This is a genomic window from Aurantiacibacter marinus (assembly GCF_001021555.1).
Classification (GTDB): domain Bacteria; phylum Pseudomonadota; class Alphaproteobacteria; order Sphingomonadales; family Sphingomonadaceae; genus Alteraurantiacibacter; species Alteraurantiacibacter marinus.
Genome location: NZ_LDCP01000001.1, coordinates 1,121,422 through 1,139,896 on the forward strand (window position 1 = coordinate 1,121,422; position 18,475 = coordinate 1,139,896).

The 18,475-nt window shown below is 58.9% G+C and carries 17 protein-coding genes; 7 read left to right on the plus strand and 10 right to left on the minus strand.

The features are described 5' to 3' along the window. Positions 1-186: 186 nt before the first annotated feature. The 4 genes from AB731_RS05355 (at position 187) to AB731_RS05370 (ending at position 6,070) form a co-directional block, all read left to right on the plus strand. A complete protein-coding gene (locus tag AB731_RS05355) occupies positions 187-3,615 on the plus strand; it encodes a TonB-dependent receptor domain-containing protein (RefSeq protein ID WP_047092122.1) in 3,429 nt (1,142 codons plus the stop codon). A 190-nt stretch (positions 3,616-3,805) separates the two neighbouring features. Next, a complete protein-coding gene (locus tag AB731_RS05360; RefSeq protein ID WP_047092121.1) occupies positions 3,806-4,591 on the plus strand; it encodes an SDR family oxidoreductase in 786 nt (261 codons plus the stop codon). 47 nt (positions 4,592-4,638) lie between these two features. After that, positions 4,639-5,526: an S-methyl-5'-thioadenosine phosphorylase gene (gene mtnP / locus AB731_RS05365; protein WP_047092120.1), complete on the plus strand. Its 888-nt coding sequence runs from the start codon at positions 4,639-4,641 to the stop codon at positions 5,524-5,526. 67 nt (positions 5,527-5,593) lie between these two features. Next, the gene (locus tag AB731_RS05370) at positions 5,594-6,070 is read left to right on the plus strand and encodes a MarR family winged helix-turn-helix transcriptional regulator (protein ID WP_047092119.1); all 477 of its coding nucleotides are present in this window, start codon (positions 5,594-5,596) and stop codon (positions 6,068-6,070) included. Between the two features lie 114 nt (positions 6,071-6,184). Here AB731_RS05370 and AB731_RS05375 read toward each other — a convergent pair whose 3' ends face one another. The 7 genes from AB731_RS05375 to AB731_RS05405 all read right to left on the minus strand — a co-directional run bounded on the left by AB731_RS05375 (position 6,185) and on the right by AB731_RS05405 (position 13,617). After that, on the minus strand, positions 6,185-7,213 hold the full coding sequence (locus tag AB731_RS05375; RefSeq protein ID WP_047092118.1) for a type II secretion system F family protein: 1,029 nt from the start codon (positions 7,211-7,213) through the stop codon (positions 6,185-6,187). 13 nt (positions 7,214-7,226) lie between these two features. Beyond that, positions 7,227-8,198, minus strand: a complete 972-nt coding sequence (locus AB731_RS05380) for a type II secretion system F family protein (RefSeq protein WP_047092117.1) — start codon at positions 8,196-8,198, stop codon at positions 7,227-7,229. 83 nt (positions 8,199-8,281) lie between these two features. Beyond that, positions 8,282-9,589, minus strand: coding sequence for a pilus assembly protein CpaE (locus tag AB731_RS14405; RefSeq protein WP_047092116.1), 1,308 nt, complete (start codon positions 9,587-9,589; stop codon positions 8,282-8,284). A 4-nt stretch (positions 9,590-9,593) separates the two neighbouring features. Continuing rightward, positions 9,594-10,253, minus strand: coding sequence for a CpaD family pilus assembly protein (locus tag AB731_RS05390; protein WP_047092996.1), 660 nt, complete (start codon positions 10,251-10,253; stop codon positions 9,594-9,596). Positions 10,254-10,258: 5 nt separating this feature from the next. Beyond that, complete coding sequence (locus AB731_RS05395) at positions 10,259-11,872, minus strand: type II and III secretion system protein family protein (RefSeq protein ID WP_082126398.1); 1,614 nt, start codon at positions 11,870-11,872, stop codon at positions 10,259-10,261. Positions 11,873-11,940: 68 nt separating this feature from the next. Then, positions 11,941-13,050, minus strand: a complete 1,110-nt coding sequence (gene cpaB / locus AB731_RS05400) for a Flp pilus assembly protein CpaB (protein WP_047092115.1) — start codon at positions 13,048-13,050, stop codon at positions 11,941-11,943. A gap of 75 nt (positions 13,051-13,125) precedes the next feature. Further along, on the minus strand, positions 13,126-13,617 hold the full coding sequence (locus tag AB731_RS05405; protein WP_047092114.1) for an A24 family peptidase: 492 nt from the start codon (positions 13,615-13,617) through the stop codon (positions 13,126-13,128). A gap of 231 nt (positions 13,618-13,848) precedes the next feature. Here AB731_RS05405 and AB731_RS05410 point away from each other — a divergent pair, with 231 nt between their 5' ends. Genes AB731_RS05410 through AB731_RS13785 form a run of 3 tightly spaced genes read left to right on the plus strand, consistent with a single transcriptional unit; the run spans position 13,849 to position 16,014 of the window. After that, on the plus strand, positions 13,849-14,682 hold the full coding sequence (locus AB731_RS05410) for an alpha/beta fold hydrolase (protein ID WP_231638852.1): 834 nt from the start codon (positions 13,849-13,851) through the stop codon (positions 14,680-14,682). After that, on the plus strand, positions 14,675-15,784 hold the full coding sequence (locus AB731_RS05415) for an NAD(P)/FAD-dependent oxidoreductase (protein ID WP_047092113.1): 1,110 nt from the start codon (positions 14,675-14,677) through the stop codon (positions 15,782-15,784). Before AB731_RS05410 ends, AB731_RS05415 begins: the two co-directional genes overlap by 8 nt. Before the next feature lie 53 nt (positions 15,785-15,837). Further along, entirely contained in the window at positions 15,838-16,014 is a 177-nt protein-coding gene (locus AB731_RS13785) for a YegP family protein (protein ID WP_064971806.1), read from the plus strand. Between the two features lie 54 nt (positions 16,015-16,068). On the opposite strand, the gene rnhA is transcribed toward AB731_RS13785, so the two are convergent. From rnhA to ispH, 3 genes are read right to left on the minus strand one after another with little or no spacing between them, the layout of a single operon-like run. Continuing rightward, positions 16,069-16,509 carry a ribonuclease HI gene (gene rnhA / locus AB731_RS05420; protein WP_047092111.1) on the minus strand — a complete coding sequence of 147 codons (441 nt, stop codon included), beginning with the start codon at positions 16,507-16,509 and terminating at the stop codon, positions 16,069-16,071. After that, positions 16,506-17,477, minus strand: coding sequence for a homoserine kinase (gene thrB, locus AB731_RS05425; protein WP_047092110.1), 972 nt, complete (start codon positions 17,475-17,477; stop codon positions 16,506-16,508). The genes rnhA and thrB overlap by 4 nt, the downstream gene beginning before the upstream one ends. An 8-nt stretch (positions 17,478-17,485) precedes the next feature. Beyond that, a complete protein-coding gene (ispH, locus tag AB731_RS05430) occupies positions 17,486-18,472 on the minus strand; it encodes a 4-hydroxy-3-methylbut-2-enyl diphosphate reductase (protein ID WP_047092109.1) in 987 nt (328 codons plus the stop codon). Between the last annotated feature and the right edge of the window lie 3 nt (positions 18,473-18,475).

The following is an 18,475-nucleotide window of genomic DNA, read 5'->3' on the forward strand; positions in this document are numbered from 1 at the left end:
GCCCCACCTAGCCCGTATGCCGTTTTGACAAGGGCCACCTGCTATTGCACTGATACACGCTCAAGCGTCGCAATATGAGCAGCTTACCTCTGCCCATCACCTGCTTCTTCGATAACCAACACGTGTGTTGCAGGACGCGCGCTGAACGACTTGTGAATTCGACTATCTAAGGTGGACGGGACAAACATGAAAAAATTTCACACAAAGGCCCTTACGGGTTTCGCAGTTTCCGTATCGGCGGCTGCACTTCTGGCCAGCGCGCCTGCATATGCGCAGGACGCTGATCAAGACTGCGAAATCGACGCGGCCGGCAATCCTGATGAGGATTGCGATGATCTGGTCAGCGTTGAAGGTGACGGCTCCGCATCTGCAGACGCAGAAGGCGATATCGTTGTTACCGGTTCGCGCATTCGCCGCGATACATACAACAGCAACTCGCCAATCCAGATCATCACGGCTGAATCAGCCCGCGATGCCGGCGTTTTCGATCCGACCCAGGTTCTGCAGCGCGCAGAAGCTGCAACCGGTACGCAGATCGACTCCACCTTCCAGGGCTTCGTTCTCGATAACGGCCCGGGCAACCAGACAGTTAACCTGCGTGGCCTTGGTGCCAACCGTACACTTCTGCTGCTCAATGGTCGCCGTCTTGCGCCATCGGGCGTCGGTGGTTCGCCAACCGCACCTTCGACCAACCTGCTTCCAGGTTCCTTGATCGAGCGTACGGAGCTGCTGCTTGACGGTGCATCGTCGGTTTATGGTTCGGACGCTGTTGCCGGCGTTATCAACGTCATCCTGAAGCGTGATTTTGACGGTCTGGAACTTTCCGCCAGCGGCAATATCAATCCGCAGGGTGGTGGCGACGACTACACAATCGGTGCTGGCTGGGGTGTAAACTTCGACCGCGGCTTCATCGGCATCGGTGCAGAATATGACTTCCGCGACCGCGTTCGTGCGCGGGACCGCGATTTCCTTGCCGGTTGTACGACCGACTATGAAATCACCAACACCGGCGAAATCCGCACTGTTGAAGTGCTCGACCGTGTCAACACGCTGGTCGCAAGTGGCGGCACAATCGGCCTTCCGGACAACGACTGTCAGCGTACGGGCCAGGGCCTTCGTGGTGGTATCCAGGATCTCAGCCGCTTCGGCGTTCTCTACTTCACCCCTGGTGAATCGAACTCCGGCGTGCCGAACTTCACCGAATCCGGCTTCTTCAACGGCCGCCCCGTCGATTTGAACAACGATGGTGTGCAGGATTTCCGCTTCGCAGACGTCAGCACCAACGGTGCTTATCCTGAAACGGAGCTGATCCCGCAGCAAGAACGCTACAACGTCATGGCGTATGGTGAATACGAATTGGGCGGCGATGCGAACATCACTCCCTTCTTCGAAGCGCTGTATTCGCGTGCCGATATCGAATCGCGGAACAACAACGTTATCGGTAACGCAATCAGCGTTCCTGCGACGAACCAGTTCAATCCGTGTAACCCGTTCCAGCCAGATGGTGTTGACTGTTTCAACCTCGGCCAGATCTTCAATGGTGTTGCACCATTTGGTCTCGTCATTGATCAGCCGGTCCGTGCCCGTAACGTGATCGCAGGCGATCGTGATAACTTCGATACCACGATTGAACAGTACCGCGGTGTCTTGGGTGTGCGCGGCGATCTGCCGTTCCTCGGTGACAGCTGGACATTCGAAGTTGCTGGTACTTACACCACGTCGACCGGCTTCTCGAGCGCTGTCGGCCTTCGTGAAGACAAGCTGGCGTTTGCACTCGGCATCGATCCGACTGCCGACTTCAACGGTGACGGCATCGTCGATAACGATGGTGACGGTATCGCTGACGACTTCGACTCCTCCGCTCAGTTCGGTTCGCTTTTCGGCTTCCCGTCCGCTGGCACGCCTTGCGACACCACCATCCTGGCCAATCCGGACAATGCGTCGCCTGATCTGCTCAACGGCTGTGTTCCCGTTAACCTGTTTGCTCCAAGCCTGATTGGTCCGGCAACCGGTGATTTCGCCACACAGGCAGAGCGGGATTATGTTCTGGGTGTTCGTGAATTCGACACGCAGTACGACCAGATCCTGATCTCGGCCTTCGTAACCGGCGACATCTTCGAACTGCCTGCAGGACCAGTTGGCGCAGCCTTCGGTCTCGAATGGCGCAAGGATGAAATCACTTCGACCACCAACTTCGTGACCGGCAACGGGTTGTTCTACAACTTCAACGCCGACCGCGGTGCTACGGGTAGCAAGTGGATCCGTGAAGCTTTCGCTGAAATCGATGTTCCGGTGTTCGATGATGATCGCTGGGGTGAATTCAACTTCAACGCAGCAGCCCGCTTTACTGACGAAGAGTTCTATGGCTCCGCCGGAACATACTCTTTGGAAGGTGGCTGGCGTCCGGTTGACGCAGTTCTGCTGCGGGCCACATACGGTACGTCTTTCCGCGCACCAAACCTGCGTGAAAACTTCCTGACCGGTACAACTGGTTTCCAGACCATCACCGACCCTTGCGCAGTCCCGACTGTCGCATTTGTTGGCGGCGCCTATGTGGAAAGCCTGGACCAGCGTGAAGCGACCGTACTTGCAAACTGTATCCGTGAAGGTCGTGACCCGACTACCGTCGGTATCAATCTGACCGGCCGTGTCCCGAGCGTTACTCAGACATCCGGTGTTGAAATTACCCGCCAGGGTAGTCTCGATCTCGATCCTGAACGTTCAACATCCTTCACAACCGGTGTGTCGATCGCCGAAAGCTATGGTGATTGGGACTTCGCGTTCTCGGGCACGTATTACAGCATCGAAGTGAAGGACTCGGTCGTCCAGTTGTCGGCTCCATTTGCGGTCAACGATTGCTTCACACGTGACGGCGCCCGCAGCCAGTTCTGCGATAGCGTATTCCCGAGCGGAGCACCGGGCGATTTCGGCCTCATCACGGCCGCTGACATCGGCTTCCTCAACCTTGACCAGGAAAAGGTGAAGGGCCTTGATTTCAACGCCAGCCTTGGCCGCGAATTCATGGTTGGTGGCCAGGCAGTTGATCTCGGTCTTGATCTGCGTGCCAACCACCTCATCGAACGTAGCACGACATTCATCGACTTGAATGACAACGAAACGTTTGACGATTCCACTGGCGAATTCGGTCTTCCGAACTGGACCGGCCGTGCCACCTTTACAGCTGGTATCGATCGTTTCGGCTTCACCTGGCAGACACGCTGGGTTGGCGCACAGAACCAGAACCCTGCAGGTGTTGACGCTTTGTCTGATGCCTTCGGCTTCGGTCCTGACGGCCAGCGTACCGGCTTCATCGGCAGCACGTGTACCGGCGGTGGTTCGCGTGGAACTGACGGCCAGCCGAACGGAATTGTTGAAGGTGACGGCGTTTACTGCCGTGACATCGGCTACACCGACGACTGGTTCGAGCACGCTGCTTCGATCCGTTACACGACTGATCTGTTCATTCTGCGTCTCGGCGTGTCGAACATTTTCGACACCGCGCCGCCGCTGGTTGATTGCGGTGAAGTTGGCCTTTGTATCTCCAACGTTCCAATCGGTGGTACTTTCAACCTCGATGGCCGCGAGATCTTTGCTTCGGTAAACGTCCGCTTCTGATCTTTCAGAACGTCAAACTGATAAAAGGGAAGGCCCCGCAACTTCGGTTGCGGGGCCTTCTTTTTTGCGCAGGCCACATCCATCACGGCGCCGCAACTTAGCTTGCTTGACCGGGCCGTGATGCGCGGTAGGACCATGGCAGAATGATACAGCGTCGCTGCAATGGCGCGCATCCGTCAGGAGCCCACGCATGAATATCGACAAGACTATTTCCGCCATCGTTACAGGCGCTGCATCGGGCCTGGGGGAGGCAACGGCGCGGGCGCTGGCCGCCAAAGGCGCAAGAGTCGCCATTTTCGATATGAATATCGAAGCCGCAGAACAGGTCGCGGCTGATATCGGCGGGGTGGCCTGCCGCGTCGACGTTACCGATGAAGTTTCCGTCGATACAGGATTTGCAAAGGCCCGCGATGCGCATGGACAAGAACGTGTGCTGGTCAATTGTGCCGGCATTGCACCCGTCGGCAAGCTGGTGCGCCGCGACCGGGAAACCGGTGAGATCAGTCATCTCCCCGTCGAAGCGTTCCGCAATGCGATCGATATCAATCTGGTCGGATCATTTCAGTGCATGGCCAAAGCGGCAGCGGGCATGATGATTCTGGATCCGCTAGACGAGCAAGGTGAAAGAGGGTGCATCATCAACACTGCATCCGTAGCGGCGGAAGACGGTCAGATAGGGCAAGTTGCCTATGCTGCATCAAAGGCCGGCGTGAAGGGTATGACCTTGCCGGTAGCGCGGGATTTGATGAACGAAGGCATTCGTGTGAATGCAATTCTGCCCGGTATTTTCCGCACCCCAATGCTGGCGGGATTGCCGGAAAAGGCGCAGGCGGCGCTGGCGCAAGCAGTGCCTTTCCCAAAACGGCTGGGCGATCCGGCAGAATATGCCAACCTTGTGTGCTTCATGGTTGAAACCGGCTATTTCAACGGTGAATGTGTCCGGCTGGACGGGGCCATCCGTATGCCGCCGAAATAATGGCGGGGCATGTCAATCTGATGAAGCAAGAGGCGTAAGGGGAAATCATGTCCAACTGGCATATCGGCGTAATCGGCGGTTCGGGCCTGTATGATCCCGGCGCGCTGGAAGATGCGCAGGAAATATCCGTAGCAAGCCCATTTGGCGAACCGTCGGGCCCGGTCACCACCGGGCGCATCGGCGGCGTGCAGTTTACCTTCATTGCGCGCCACGGTGCCGGACATCGCTTCTCTCCGAGCCATGTGAATTACTGCGCAAATGTGGATGTGCTCAAACGGTGCGGGGTAACCGATGTGCTGGCGATTTCCGCTATCGGCAGCTTGAAAGAAGAATACGCGCCTGGTGACTTTGTCGCAGTAGAGCAACTGATCGACCGCACGACTGGTCGCCAACGCAGCTTTTTTGGTGACGGGATCGTCGCCCACGTGCCGCTCGCTGATCCCGTCTGCCCCCGGCTTACGAAGCTGGCGGCGAAGGCGGCCGACCGGGCGGGGGCCAAGGTTCATGAAGGCGGCACCTATGTCGCCATTGAAGGGCCGCAATTTTCGACCCGCGCAGAAAGCCATATGTTCCGCAGTTGGGGTGCGGATGTGATCGGCATGACGGCAATGCCGGAGGCCCGGCTGGTCCGGGAGGCAGAGCTGCCCTACGCACTTGTCGGCATGGTCACGGATTACGATTGCTGGCGCGACTCCGAAGAGGACGTCGATGTGGCACAGATCATAAAAACGATGACCACAAATGCCGAAAATGCACGCGCCATGTTGGCTGAATTTGCAGCAGGCTTACCCAAACAGCGCAAGGCAAGCGCAATCGATACCGTTCTCGATACCGCCATCATCACTCCGCGTGAGCTTTGGGACGTATCTGCGCGGACCAAACTGGATGCGGTCGCGGGGCGGCTCGTCAATCTGACGCCACCGCGCAAGAAATAGAGTGCGCACCGTTCAATTTCATTCATAAACTTGCAAACTTGCGCAAAATTCAACAGGGTGATTCCATATGCAACCGACCAGCACCCTCTCCCGTTTCCTGCCCTATCAACTTTCACTCGCGTCCAATGCCGTAAGCGGCCGGATCGCGATGGAGTATCGACAGCGCTGGGGTCTCAGCATTCCCGAATGGCGGGTAATGGCAGTGCTGGGCGATTCCGGTGCGAAAACGCAGCGCGACCTGACCAAGCGGACCCTGATGGACAAGGTGGCGGTGAACCGCGCTTGCAAGGTTCTTGAAGAACGTAACTTGGCGCAGCGCACACCCAATGCGCAGGACGGACGATCGCACCTGCTCGAATTAACTGAGCCGGGACACGCCATGCATTCGGAGATCATGCCTTTGGCTTTGGAAATGGAACGGCAATTGTTTGCCGGATTCTCCGCCGAGGATCTGAACTTGTTCCGCAATTTGTTGGAACGCGCCCGTGTGCAGGCAGAAGGGCTTGCCGAAGATGATCTCGCAGGAGGTTACGGCATCCGTTAGGCGCCAGGCTGGCTCCGGCTAGACTTGGCATCTGGCCAAGGTAAGAAAAACCCCGCGCGGCGCTTCGCCTCGCGGGGTTTTTCTTCGTTTGGGTGTGTCAGGAGACTGGCGGTATCAGCCGCCTGTGGTTCCCGGACCGTCGCCAGAGAAGGCGTCGGCGATAGAACATGCTGCCGGACCAAGGATCACGATGAACAGCACTGGCAGGATGAACATGATCAGCGGAACTGTCATGATGGCTGGCAGACGTGCGGCCTTTTCTTCGGCGCGCATCATGCGTTCGTTGCGGAATTCGGCCGACAAGACGCGCAGGGCGCTGGCCAGCGGCGTACCGTAACGCTCGGTCTGGATCATGGTGGTAACCACGCCCCGGACAGCATCCAGATCAACGCGGTAGGCGAGGTTTTCGAAAGCCTGTCGGCGTTCAGTCAGGAAGGCGAGTTCGATTGCGGTCAGCGCGAACTCCTCGCCAAGCTCCGGATAGGCGCGCCCCAATTCGCGGGCCACGCGGTTGAAAGCGGCATCAACGGTCAGGCCTGCCTCGGCGCAGATAACCAGCAGGTCAAGCGCATCCGGCAGACCCTTCTGGATCAGCTTGGTGCGTTTGTTCGAGGCATTCTTGAGATAGACTTCAGGCCCTTTGTAGCCTGCGATCACCAGTGCGGCGAAGGCCATGAAACGCTTCATGCTGCCCCACTCGGGGAAGGTTTCGGTCCAGTACAGCACAACAACGCCCAGCAAGCCGAGAACGATCGGCAAGACCATGCGAGCGAAAATGATGACGACGGCCATTTCCTTGTTGCGGAAACCTGCCTGCGCCAGTTTTTGCTGTACGTCTTTGACCTGGCTTTCCTGCAGGACTTTCATGCCCTGCAGCGTGTCTTTTACCTTCTCGGTGGTTTCGGTCTTGCGAACCAGGCTCTGCCGCTTTTTGGCAGTCTGGGTAAGCATGCCCGTTTTGAGTTCGGTCCGGCGATCGTTGAGCGCTTTGACCCGCTTGGCCATCGGATCCCGCACGGTGACGGCGGCATAGATAGCCATCAGCACGGCAGCGGCAGCCATTCCGGCCAGGATAGACCCGACAAGGATCACATCCACGCCAAGAAGCGTAGGGCTGGTGGATTGAGCGATTAAATATGTCATCTATTTTCCCCGCTCAGATCTCAAAGCTGACCATTTTGGCCATGATGCCTGCGCCAATGCTCATCCAAACAAGCCCGCCAAGTCCGGTAACAATCAAGCGGTCATCCTCGAAGAAGCCGCCAATGTAGCCGGGGTTGATCCAGTAGATCATGATGAACACGATGAACGGCAGCGCACCAACAATGTAGGCCGAGGCTTTCGATTCAGAGCTCATGGCTTTGATCTTCAGCTTCATTTGCGCGCGTTTGCGTAGCACTTCGGCAAGGTTGGAGAGTGTTTCGGCCAGGTTACCGCCTGTCTCGCGCTGGATAGCCAGTGTGATGACGAAGAACTGAAATTCTGCCGTGCCGAGTCTGTCTGCCGTTTCCTGAAGGGCATCCTCCATCGTGCGGCCGATCCTGATCCGTTCGACAACCGAACGGAACTCTACGCCCACCGGACCAGGCACTTCCTGACCTACCACAGAAAGCGTTTCACCTACTGGCAGGCCGGAACGCAAACCGCGCACCAGCAGTTCGATCGCGTCCGGAAACTTGGCGTTAAACTGGTTCGTGCGGCGTTTGATGAAATGGCCAATCACCAGGTGTGGAAGGCCGGCACCGATCAGGACACCCACGCCCAGCGACAACATCGCGCCGCCAGTTTGAATGTAAAGCAAAGCAGTTATTGTGAGCATGAGGCCGAGCGAGGCATAAAGGTATTTCGTCACCGACCAGCCCATACCGGTCCGGTTGAGCCGAATTGCAAGGGCTTCCATGCGCGAACCGGAGCCCGCAACGCGGTGCTTTTTCGGCTTGCGCGCAGCGATCGCCTTCTTCAGCTGGCTTTCGACCTTGTCGGTCGTGCTTTCGGAATGCCGGTATCGAACCGCTTCCAGGCGGCGCTGGCCTTCCTTGGCCGGCGATTTGCCGTTCATAAGGACGTAGCCCAGGATCATCAATCCCATCAGGCCGCCGGCCACTAGCACGAGCTGAATGATGTTCATGATCCGCCTTCTCTATTCTTGTGTATCAATGGGCATTTGACTGATTGGGGTTGGGGACAGGTCAGGCCTGCCCCCGGCCCCGTTCATTCGGCAGGCTGCGGCGCAGCTTCGCTCTTCTTGCTCTTCTTGGAAGAGCCGCTGAGCAGCGATTTCAGATCGAACTTGCCGAGCATGGACGATGACTTGCCACCTTCAGAAAGGCTGGCGCCATCATCTTCGGCAACGCCCACGATCGTCTTTGCGATCTCACGCATAGGAGCGACAGTTCGCGAGCCCTTGTTGGCCTCGATAAAGGTCTGGCCCAGCTTTGCAGCATTGGCTGCGGCTTTCTGGTCGAGACTGATCTGGAAATTGATCTTGCGTTCAATAGAGGCTTCGAAATCGGCTTTGCTGATTTCCGCCGTGCCAGACTGCATCTTGTTGCAGACGATCATCGGATGTGCACCAGGCGCATTCTGCTTCAGCCATGACAGGATACGGATCGTATCGCGTGCCGATGCCAGGGTCAGCTCCGTCACCAGCGTCACCACGTTCACTTCGGTGAGCAAGTGCGGGAAGTTGATCAGCATGTTGCGCGGTAGATCGATCACGGTCATGTCGAATGCCTGACGGAACTCTTCTTCCAGCTGCACGAAGGCAGTGCCGTCGGTCATCAGCGGAGAATTGATCGGCGCTTCAGCAGACATGATCGCAAGATTATCGTTCGCACGGATCATGGCACGTTCAATGAACAGGCCATCGATACGGCTGGGATTCTCGATCGCGTCGGTCAGGCCGCGGCCCGGTTCCAGATCAAGCGACAGCGCGCCTGTCCCGAAGTGTACGTCAAGATCAAGCAATGCGGTCGAGCGCTGGTGTTCGATCGAAAACAGCCATGCAAGCGAGGTGGCGAGGGTGGATGCACCAACGCCTCCGCGGGTACCAACAACTGCGGTGGCGACGTGTTCGTGCTCGCCATCATTTTCCGCGCCAGCGCGGGGGGAGGAGAACACGGCCTGTGCTGCCGTCAATGAATCCCGCAGCTGGCTCGCGGAAAGCGGCTTCAGCAGGTAATCATGAATGCCGCTTGCCAGCAGGTCGCGGTACAGGCGAACATCGTTCACCTGACCAACTGCAATCACTACGGTACCGGGTTCGCAAACCTCGGCCAGCGCATTGATGTCGTTCAGCGGATCACCGCTTTCGGACAGGTCGACCATAAGGATGGCGGGACTGGCTGAGATCGACAAGGATTGGACTGCATTGCGCAGGCCGCCCTTGTTGCACTTCTCTGGCTGCCAGCCCATTTCGATGATGACAGGACGCAGCGCATCAAGCGCGCCTTCGTCGCAAATATAGGCGGAGAACGGCTCGCGATTGCCGAGCGGCCCTGGTTTCCACTGTGCACTCATTGGATCAGTTCCCTTCCGTTGCGACTGCGCCAGCCGTGGTTCCACCACCACCGGTTGGCACTGCATCGCGATAAGAATTGATCGCACGGTTCGATGTCATCACGGTGGTGACACCTGTGCCGCTGGCTCCGTTAAGGAGGTGTTCCGGATCGGCAACCATCGCAGCGATATTGCTGTTCACCGCGCAACCGAAGCCGGGCGAAGTCTGGTTGCCCTGTTCGATGCCATACTTGTTTTCCCAGTTCGGGCAGCCGGGGACATAAGCCATCGAGCGAGTAACGACGACGCGGACATTGCCCGGATTGACGTAACCTTCGGTGACAGGTGCACCTTCGCTGACCAGAATGCCGAAGCGGCTGGCGACTGCGGCAACATCCTGACGGACGGCAGGGCTCATGGCCGGGTCGTCCACAGCAACACGGTCACCATAGCCAAGGTCCAGCGTTTCGAACCAGTCGGCCAGGCGTGCCTGTTCCGGCACGGTCAGGCCGCTGCCACCGCTGACAAGATCGAGCGCGTAGTTGTTGCGCTCCACAACCGGTTGGTTGACGGAGTTGAGCGACATGTTCTGCGGTCCATCGTTTAAAGTTCCACAGGCGGACAAGCCGAAGCCGAGCGAGAGCGCCAGGGCCGTTCCGGCAATGCGTTTGGTACGGTTGGTCATGGCGATCACTCTCCGGTGTTGAAGCTGAAGCCGGGCAGGGGAGCTGCGGCGGCGGATTGCGGGGCGGCACCGTTGGGGGCTTGGCCACCCGCAAGTGCAGTACCGTTCTGGTCGGTAAGGCTGAGATCCGGGCCGGTCGGGCTCGGATTGGCTGGCCGCGGCATCGGGCGCGATCCGCCGGTGACGCCATCTGTTTCCTGGCCCATCATGAACTGCGCAGCGGCATCGGGAACATTGAAGCCATCGGTAGGCAGACGAATGTCACGATCGTTCACAGGCTCCACCAGATAAGGCGTAACCACGATCACAAGTTCGGTTTCGCCGCGTGCGAATTCTGTAGAGCGGAACAGATTACCAAGGATTGGCAGATCACCCACGCCAGGCAACTGATCGATGGTTTGCTGCGCATTGTTCTGTAGCAGGCCAGCGATCATAAAGCTCTCGCCCGAACCGAGTTCCACTGTCGTTTCCGCGCGGCGGATCGTCAGTGCCGGGATGTTAAAGCCGTTGAGCGTGACCGCCCCCTGGCTCGACAGTTCCGACACTTCCGGACGTACGCGCATCGAAATGCGGCCATTGGCCAGCACGATCGGCGTGTACGAAAGGCTGACACCGAAATTCTTGTACTGGATGGTTGTCGTGCCCAGACCCTGGCTCAGCGGGATCGGAAACTCGCCACCGGCAAGGAATTCGGCTGTTTCGCCTGAAAGCGCGGTCAGGTTTGGCTGGGCCAGCGTTGTCACCAGACCGCGGCGTTCGCCAAGGTCAAGCGCAGCGCCGATATCGAGACCGAGGAACTGGCCGAGCGCGCCGAGCGTCGTTCCTGGCGAGATGCCCGAAATCGAAGAACCTGGTGCATCGATAAGGCGCGGGTTGGTCACGCTAGCCGGCAGAGTCGGATTGAAATCCGGGTTTGCGATCTGCCCGATGATATCACTCGGACCTACGCCCAGTGAAGGCGCGCGTCCGAAAGTGGGTGTGCGGCCCTGTGCCACACCGAACTGGAAACCGCTGGAACTGTCGATCGTCGCGACGTTCGCGCCGATGCTGCGCACCAGCGACCGGCTGACTTCGGCAAAGCGGACCCGCAGATTGACCTGTAGCGGCGTGGCCATACGAAGGCGGGAGATCACATTGGTGTCTGCTCCAACGAAAGCCTGGACCAGGCGCTCGGCCTCCGAGGCATCCTCCGGCGCGGCAACCGTACCGGTCAGCAAAACAGTGTTGCTACCCATCGTGGCAACATTGATGCGCGCTTCCGGCATGGCCAGGCCCAACATTTGATCTACGCTGTCGAGGTTGGAGCCGACACGGACATTGGCTGACCAGATGATATCGCCGGCAGCGTTGCTGGCGTAGATCGTGGTTTCACCGCCTGCCAGGCCGAAGATATACAACTGGCGCTGCGACTTCACCTGTACATCGGCAACCGATTCATTGGAGATGAAGATGTCGGCCATGTTGCCGGGTACCGTCACCAGTTCACCGCGGCCGATAGACAGGACCATGTCCTGAGCCGGGCGAACGGACTGTGCCTGGGCGGAGGTCGCAGGCAGCATTGCCAGCGGCGCGAGCGCGCAGGCGGCACTCAATACGGTCTTGATGAGACGGCTCGTCATAGTCTTGCCTTTCGGAACGATTCCGGTGGAAGTCTGGTGTTCGTGTGTGTTGTTCATGGTCATGGCGATCACCGCAGGGTCGAAGTGCTGATCGGAGCAACCCGGCCAGCCTGACCCATGGAGCCGGCCTGACGGTCAAGCAGGGCACCGGCACCGCGGTCCACAGCTTCCACGCTGGTACTCTGGCCGCGGGTCACACGGACCGTCGGGCCGGTAGGCACAGCAGGAGCAGCGGCGAAGCCGGGATTGCCCTGAGGTGCAGCGCCCTGGGGTGCGGCGCTCGGGACCGGACTACGCGATGGGATGGAGCTGCGCTGGAAGCGCGACACATCGCCGCCGGTTACGAATGTGGTTCCACCTTCAGACGGGCGGGAGACGGCACGGCGCAGCAATGCTTCTTCTTCTTCCGCAGTGGCATTTTCCGGCAATTGGATATCACCCGAGGCAAGTGCCCGTTCGAGTTCGGTCTGGTTATCGGCAATGGACCGCAGCGCGAGGCTGATTGTGCCGATGGTCTGCGCGACAGAGATCTTCTCTGCGATCCGCGGTGTCACTTCCAGTGTCACTGTACGGAAGGCGCGAACAACGGTGCGGCCATCTTCGCCGGTAGTTGTCTCGGTAGACTGATCGGTGGCAAGCACGCGAAGGTTGGTCAGGATCGTTTCAGCTGTCTGAAGCGCCTGTGCGCCGCCGCCTTCACCCTGAACCGACTGAACTAGCATCATGTCCACCCGGTCACCCGGGAAAACGAAGCCGCCGACGCCGGTACGGGCTGATACGGGTACTGTAATTGCGCGCATGCCAGGGCCAAGCGCCGCTGCAAGGAAGCCGCGATCACCAGGAGCCACAAGCGAGCCCTGCGTCACTGGTTCACCAGCAGTCATGGGGTTGCGAACCACGGTGCCGAGCAGCTGTTCCATGTCGGCTTCGCCGTCGATGAAATAGGCGTCCTGCACCAATTCCTGTGGCCAGAGCTGGTATGCGACCGCATCAGCTGTCACGATAGTGCCGACTGGCAGGCTGCGCTTGGCAACCAGTACTTTGGGGCCTTCCGGCTCCGGTGCGGCTGCTTCGACTTGGGGAGCCGCAGCGCCTGCGAACATGCTCCGGGCAGCAAGAGCGGTCCCGATCGCTACGATCAGTGCCCCTACCAGCAGGATGAGCTTCTTCTTGTCCATGGTGCTTCAAGCCCCCTCAGTTGGATCTTGGATTAACGTTGACGCTGGTTAGTCCAGCAATGGTTAAAATCAGGTTCATTGCGCGACCGCCGCTACGGCAGTTGCGGGAAGATAAAATGTGCCGATGGTCCACAATCCGGCGAGCGCGATGGCCACACCATAAGGGATTGCAAGCTTGTCTTTCTGGCGGCGGGCAACGTGCCACATGCCAAAACCAATGGTCAGCACGCCGCCCAGCAGCGCCATCATGATAAGCAATTTCACGAAGATCAGAGGCTGGATCCACAGCGCCAGCGCAGTCAGCAGTTTCACATCTCCGCCGCCCATGGCGCGCAGCGCGAACAGAATGGAAAGGATGGCAAAGGTTGCGACCGCGCAGCCGATTTGCATTGCGATGTCCGGCCACAGGGCCATACCGCTCGCAAGCCAGAACAATGGCGCGCCCAGCGCAATTGCGCCGTTCAGCCAATTGGCGATTCGGCGGCTTTTGAGATCGGTAAACGCAGCGGTAACCAGCGCGATTGCAAGCGCGGCAAGCAGTGCGTATTTGATCGGATCGTCTAGCATAAAGCCCCCAGGTATCTCTTGGAGCCTTGTGCTAGCGCCTATCACTTACCAAAAAGTAACCAAGGGCAGGAGGTTAGAATTAGCCAAGTTGCAAAGGTCACCGCCATACCATTCGATCGCCGGGCCATTCCCGCCGAGGCCAAGGAAGGTATCTGGCATGCCGCAGACGGGCATAAAATTCGCTCCATCGAATGGCCCGGTCCCCCCGAAGGCGTAATGCCGCGCGGGTCCATGCTGTTTATGCCCGGGCGCGGTGACGCCTATGAAAAATATCTTGAAAGTTTCGAACACTGGCGACTGGAAGGCTGGCAAGTCAGCGCAGCAGACTGGCGCGGACAGGGTGGATCGGGTCGGCTAGGCAATGATGATGCCACCGGCCATATTGACGATTTTGCCCTCTGGATTGCCGATCTGGCCGATTACTGGCGCGGCTGGGCCGATGGCCGCACAGGCCCTCTGGTGCTGGTCGGACATTCCATGGGCGGGCATCTGACGCTGCGCGCGGTCATGGAAAAGGTGCTCGATCCTGCACCGGATGCGCTGGTGCTGTCGGCACCTATGCTCGACACTTTTCCTGAAATCGTGCCGCTGCCAATCAAGCGCGGTTTTGCCTGGGCTATGCTGAAATTGGGCGATCCGAAACGCCCGGCCTGGAAAATGAGCGAGAAACCCGGGGCCAAGCCGGGCCTGCGGCAAACCCTGCTTACACATGATGTTATTCGCTACGAGGATGAGCTTTGGTGGCGCAAATACCGGCCAGAGCTGGAGCTCGGGCCCGGCAGCTGGGGCTGGGTCAACGGCGCAATGGAAAGCTCTGCAACAATGTTCCGCCGGGGCGCGCTGGAAAGCGTTGATCTGCCGGTCTTCATTCTCGGCACGACTGCTGACAAACTCGTCAGCCCGTCGGCAATTCGCAGCGCGATTGCTCGCATCCCCAATGCCGAATCACTCATGCTGGGCCCAGAAGCGCGGCACGAGATATTGCGTGAAGAGGACGGCGTACGTGGCAAAGCGCTCGCCGCCATCGATGACTTTCTGATGCGGAAGACTGCACCCGATGGCTGATCGTTTTGACGTCGCAATTGTTGGCGCGGGCATGGCAGGGGCCAGCCTGGCGGCCGAAATCGGCCCAGAATACCGGATCGTCATGCTGGAGGCAGAAGAACGGCCTGGATACCATGCGACCGGGCGTTCGGCAGCTTTCTGGGAGGAATGTTATGGCGGGCCGGATATCGTCCCGCTCACCAGCGCGTCCGGCCCGTGGCTGCAAGAGCGCGGCTTTCTGGCCAAACGCGGCGCGCTGTATCTCGCGCGGGAAGAAGACGAGCCGCAGATTGAGAATTTCTTCAGGACCTTTGCCGGATCGGGCGCTGACCCGCGGCGAATCGGTCGCGGTCAGGTTGAACGCCTTGTGCCCGGCATCCGTCCGGCGTGGGACAGGGCGATCCACCAGCCGCGCTGCGCAGATATTGATGTGGCCGGGGTGCACGGACATTACCTCAGCGCATCTCGAAGTGACGGCGTCGAAATGCGCTGCCGCGCGCGCCTTACCTCGGCACAGCGTTCTAATGACGAATGGCAATTACAGCTAGGCAATGGGGAGACTGTGCGCGCTGGCGTGTTGGTCAACGCCGCCGGGGCATGGGCCGATCACATCGCTCGAATGGCGGGCGCGAAGGCGATAGGTATTCAGCCGTTTCGCCGCACAGTCGTGCAATTGCGCACCGATCCTGCGCCGCCAGCCGACATGCCGCTGTGCCTCGATATTTCCGGCAGCTTTTATTTTCGCCCTGAGAATGGCCGCTTGTGGCTTAGTCCGCATGATGAAATTCCGTCCGACCCCTGCGATGCAGCGCCAGAGGAAATCGATATTGCTACAGCGATAGACCGACTGCAGAAGGCACTGGATTGGCGTATTCAGGCGGTGGAACACAAATGGGCCGGTTTGCGCAGCTTCACGCCTGACCGCCGGCCAGTGTATGGATTTGATCCGCAAGTGCCGGGCTTCTTCTGGTTTGCGGGGCAGGGCGGCTACGGCATCCAGACGGCCCCGGCGGCCGCGCGGCTTGGCGCCCAATTGCTAACGGGCAAACAGCGGGATGCGATGACCGCAAACCTGAATGTAAAATTATATGCGCCGGACAGATTCGCGCCGGTCAAAGCCTAGCCAACAGATGCACAATTGTTATGGTGCACTGGTTCAACAACAGGAGAGTTTCGATGGGTCACCATTTCCAGATCTACAAGGATAAGGCCGGCGAGTTCCGTGTGCGCTTCAAGTATAATGACGAGATAATGTTCTCGACCGAAGGATATTCTTCGAAGGCAAGCGCGAAGAACGCGATTGAATCCATTCAGAAGAACGGCCCCGGCGCCAAGGTTGTCGACGAAAGCTGAGCTTTTGCGGAAATAGAATTACCGATCGGCCGGTCCTTCACGGGGCCGGCCGTTTTATTTGCCGTTGATGGCATCCGCCGCATCGCTGGCCAATCTATCCACGCGGTCATTTTCATCGTGGCCTGAATGGCCCTTTACCCATTCCCACTGGATGACATGCGGCGCGGCAGCTTCGATCAGCTCGTGCCACAAATCTTCGTTGCGAACCGGCTTTTTGCTGGCGTTGATCCAGCCTTTTCGCTGCCAGCCGTCAATCCATTTGGTCATGCCGTCAATCAGATAGCGGCTGTCTGTGTGGAGCGTAACCTCGCAAGGTTCAATCAAGGCCTTGAGCGCCCGGATCGCAGCCGTCATTTCCATGCGGTTGTTGGTTGTATCCGGTTCGGCGCCGTGCAGCTCCTTTTCGTGGCGGCCCATGCGCAGCAATGCGCCCCAACCGCCCGGACCGGGATTACCCTTGCATGCGCCATCGGTGAAAATTTCGACATGTTTCATCCGAACGCCTTTGCGCCATTGTGTTTGTAGAATGCAAATCGCCGCATGAAATCCATCGGGTCCTTGCGGGTCACCAGCGCATCTGCGGGGGTTTCAATCCAGTCCTGCGCGCGGCTGGACACAAATCGCATGGCAGCACCTTGCGCCAGCAAAGGCAGCGCGCTGCGTTCCACGGCATCCAGCGGGCGCACCGATTCATAGCCTGCCACAAGTGCCTGTCCGATTTCGGAGCGAAAGCTGCGTCCGGCATCAGTGAAGCTCCACGCCGCATGGGTCACCGCCAGATCATAGGCCATTGCATCATGGCAGGCGAAATAAAAATCGATGAGACCGCTCACCGTGTCGCCCAGCATCAGCACATTATCGGGAAACAGGTCAGAATGGATGATGGAGCGCGGCAGACCTTGTGGCCAACCGTCCGCCACCACCCGCGCCGCATCAACGGCAGCTGGCAGGTCGTGTGCGATGTCGGCAAGCGCCGCTTCTCCGCAATCCGCCAGCACTGCGGCCGAGACATCCGGCCCGAGATCATTCGCCCGCCGCATGGGGAAATCCTGCGCGGCCAGGTGCATCTGCGCCAGCACTGCACCAACGTTGAAGGCCTGCGCGGGCGTGGGTCTGTCAACAGAGACACCCGGCAGAAATTCAATCAATGCCACGGCCTTGTCATCAATTTCCCGCGATGCGCCGCCGCTGCGATCATGGATCGTGCGCGGCACAGGTGCGCCGCGCTCTGAAAGATGATCCAGCAATCCAAGGAAAAAGGGAAGTTCGCTGGTGTCGATGCGGCGTTCGTACATGGTCAGGATGAAGCGCGTGCCATTGGCCACGCTGCCGGTGGTTTCCAGAAGCCAGTTGGAATTGGATACACCTTCGGCAATGCCCTTTGCCGACACCAGGCCGCCGACATCGTAATGGGCGATCAGATGGCCAAGGGTTTCGGCAGACAGCTGCGTGTAGACCGCCACTAAAGTGCCTATTCAGTCAATTCGCGCGGCAGCTTGAAAACCATTTTCTCGTCCATAGTGCGCACTTTCTCTTCGTCGATGTCGCGCCATTCGGCCAGCTTGTCGACCACTTCACGCACCAGAACTTCTGGTGCGGATGCCCCAGCAGTCAGGCCAAGTGTTCCTACGCCATCCAGCCAGGCCGGATCGATCTCGCTGGCGCGCTGGATCAGCTTGGAACTGGTGCCCAGCCGCTCCGACACTTCGACCAGCCTGAGCGAGTTGGATGAATTCGGCGCACCGATGACCAGCAGCAGGTCGCATGCGGCAGCAATAGTCTTCACCGCGGCCTGACGGTTGGATGTGGCGTAGCAAATGTCCTCCGCGCGCGGAGCCACGATCTGCGGATAGCGTTCCATCAATGCAGCGATCACTTCTGCAGTGTCATCCACCGACAGGGTCGTCTGGGTGAGGAAAGAAAGGCTGTCTTCTGTTGAAAACGTCAATTCTGCCACATCAGCCACGGTTTCCACCAGCGTCATCCGGCCTTCGGGCACCTGGCCCATTGTGCCGATAACTTCGGGATGGCCTTCATGGCCGATAAAAATGATGTGCTGGCCTTTTTCGATTTGCCGCTCGGCCTGACGGTGAACCTTGCTGACCAGCGGGCAAGTTGCATCGAGATAGATCATTTCGCGCCGCTCTGCCTCTGCGGGCACAGACTTGGGCACGCCGTGCGCGCTGAACACGACCGGTGCATCGTCTGGCACCTCGTCCAGCTCTTCCACGAAAATGGCGCCCTTTTCACGCAAGCCTTCAACGACATAGCGGTTATGGACGATTTCATGGCGGACATAGACCGGCGCGCCAAAGCGCTCGATCGATTTCTCCACGATTTCGATGGCGCGGTCCACTCCTGCGCAAAAGCCGCGCGGGGCAGCGATAAGCACCTTCAGGGGCAATTTGCCCTTGTCGGAAGAGGTGTCGGCGGGCGTTTCTTGAAAGGGGGCGTTCATAGT

Bases quoted from the DNA above. Each gene is read 5' to 3' on its own strand.
- AB731_RS05355 (WP_047092122.1), top strand. From the start codon at position 187: ATGAAAAAATTTCACACAAAGGCCCTTACGGGTTTCGCAGTTTCCGTA.
- AB731_RS05360 (WP_047092121.1), top strand. From the start codon at position 3,806: ATGAATATCGACAAGACTATTTCCGCCATCGTTACAGGCGCTGCATCG.
- mtnP (WP_047092120.1), top strand. From the start codon at position 4,639: ATGTCCAACTGGCATATCGGCGTAATCGGCGGTTCGGGCCTGTATGAT.
- AB731_RS05370 (WP_047092119.1), top strand. From the start codon at position 5,594: ATGCAACCGACCAGCACCCTCTCCCGTTTCCTGCCCTATCAACTTTCA.
- AB731_RS05375 (WP_047092118.1), bottom strand. From the start codon at position 7,213: ATGACATATTTAATCGCTCAATCCACCAGCCCTACGCTTCTTGGCGTG.
- AB731_RS05380 (WP_047092117.1), bottom strand. From the start codon at position 8,198: ATGAACATCATTCAGCTCGTGCTAGTGGCCGGCGGCCTGATGGGATTG.
- AB731_RS14405 (WP_047092116.1), bottom strand. From the start codon at position 9,589: ATGAGTGCACAGTGGAAACCAGGGCCGCTCGGCAATCGCGAGCCGTTC.
- AB731_RS05390 (WP_047092996.1), bottom strand. From the start codon at position 10,253: ATGACCAACCGTACCAAACGCATTGCCGGAACGGCCCTGGCGCTCTCG.
- AB731_RS05395 (WP_082126398.1), bottom strand. From the start codon at position 11,872: ATGACGAGCCGTCTCATCAAGACCGTATTGAGTGCCGCCTGCGCGCTC.
- cpaB (WP_047092115.1), bottom strand. From the start codon at position 13,050: ATGGACAAGAAGAAGCTCATCCTGCTGGTAGGGGCACTGATCGTAGCG.
- AB731_RS05405 (WP_047092114.1), bottom strand. From the start codon at position 13,617: ATGCTAGACGATCCGATCAAATACGCACTGCTTGCCGCGCTTGCAATC.
- AB731_RS05410 (WP_231638852.1), top strand. From the start codon at position 13,849: ATGCTGTTTATGCCCGGGCGCGGTGACGCCTATGAAAAATATCTTGAA.
- AB731_RS05415 (WP_047092113.1), top strand. From the start codon at position 14,675: ATGGCTGATCGTTTTGACGTCGCAATTGTTGGCGCGGGCATGGCAGGG.
- AB731_RS13785 (WP_064971806.1), top strand. From the start codon at position 15,838: ATGGGTCACCATTTCCAGATCTACAAGGATAAGGCCGGCGAGTTCCGT.
- rnhA (WP_047092111.1), bottom strand. From the start codon at position 16,509: ATGAAACATGTCGAAATTTTCACCGATGGCGCATGCAAGGGTAATCCC.
- ispH (WP_047092109.1), bottom strand. From the start codon at position 18,472: ATGAACGCCCCCTTTCAAGAAACGCCCGCCGACACCTCTTCCGACAAG.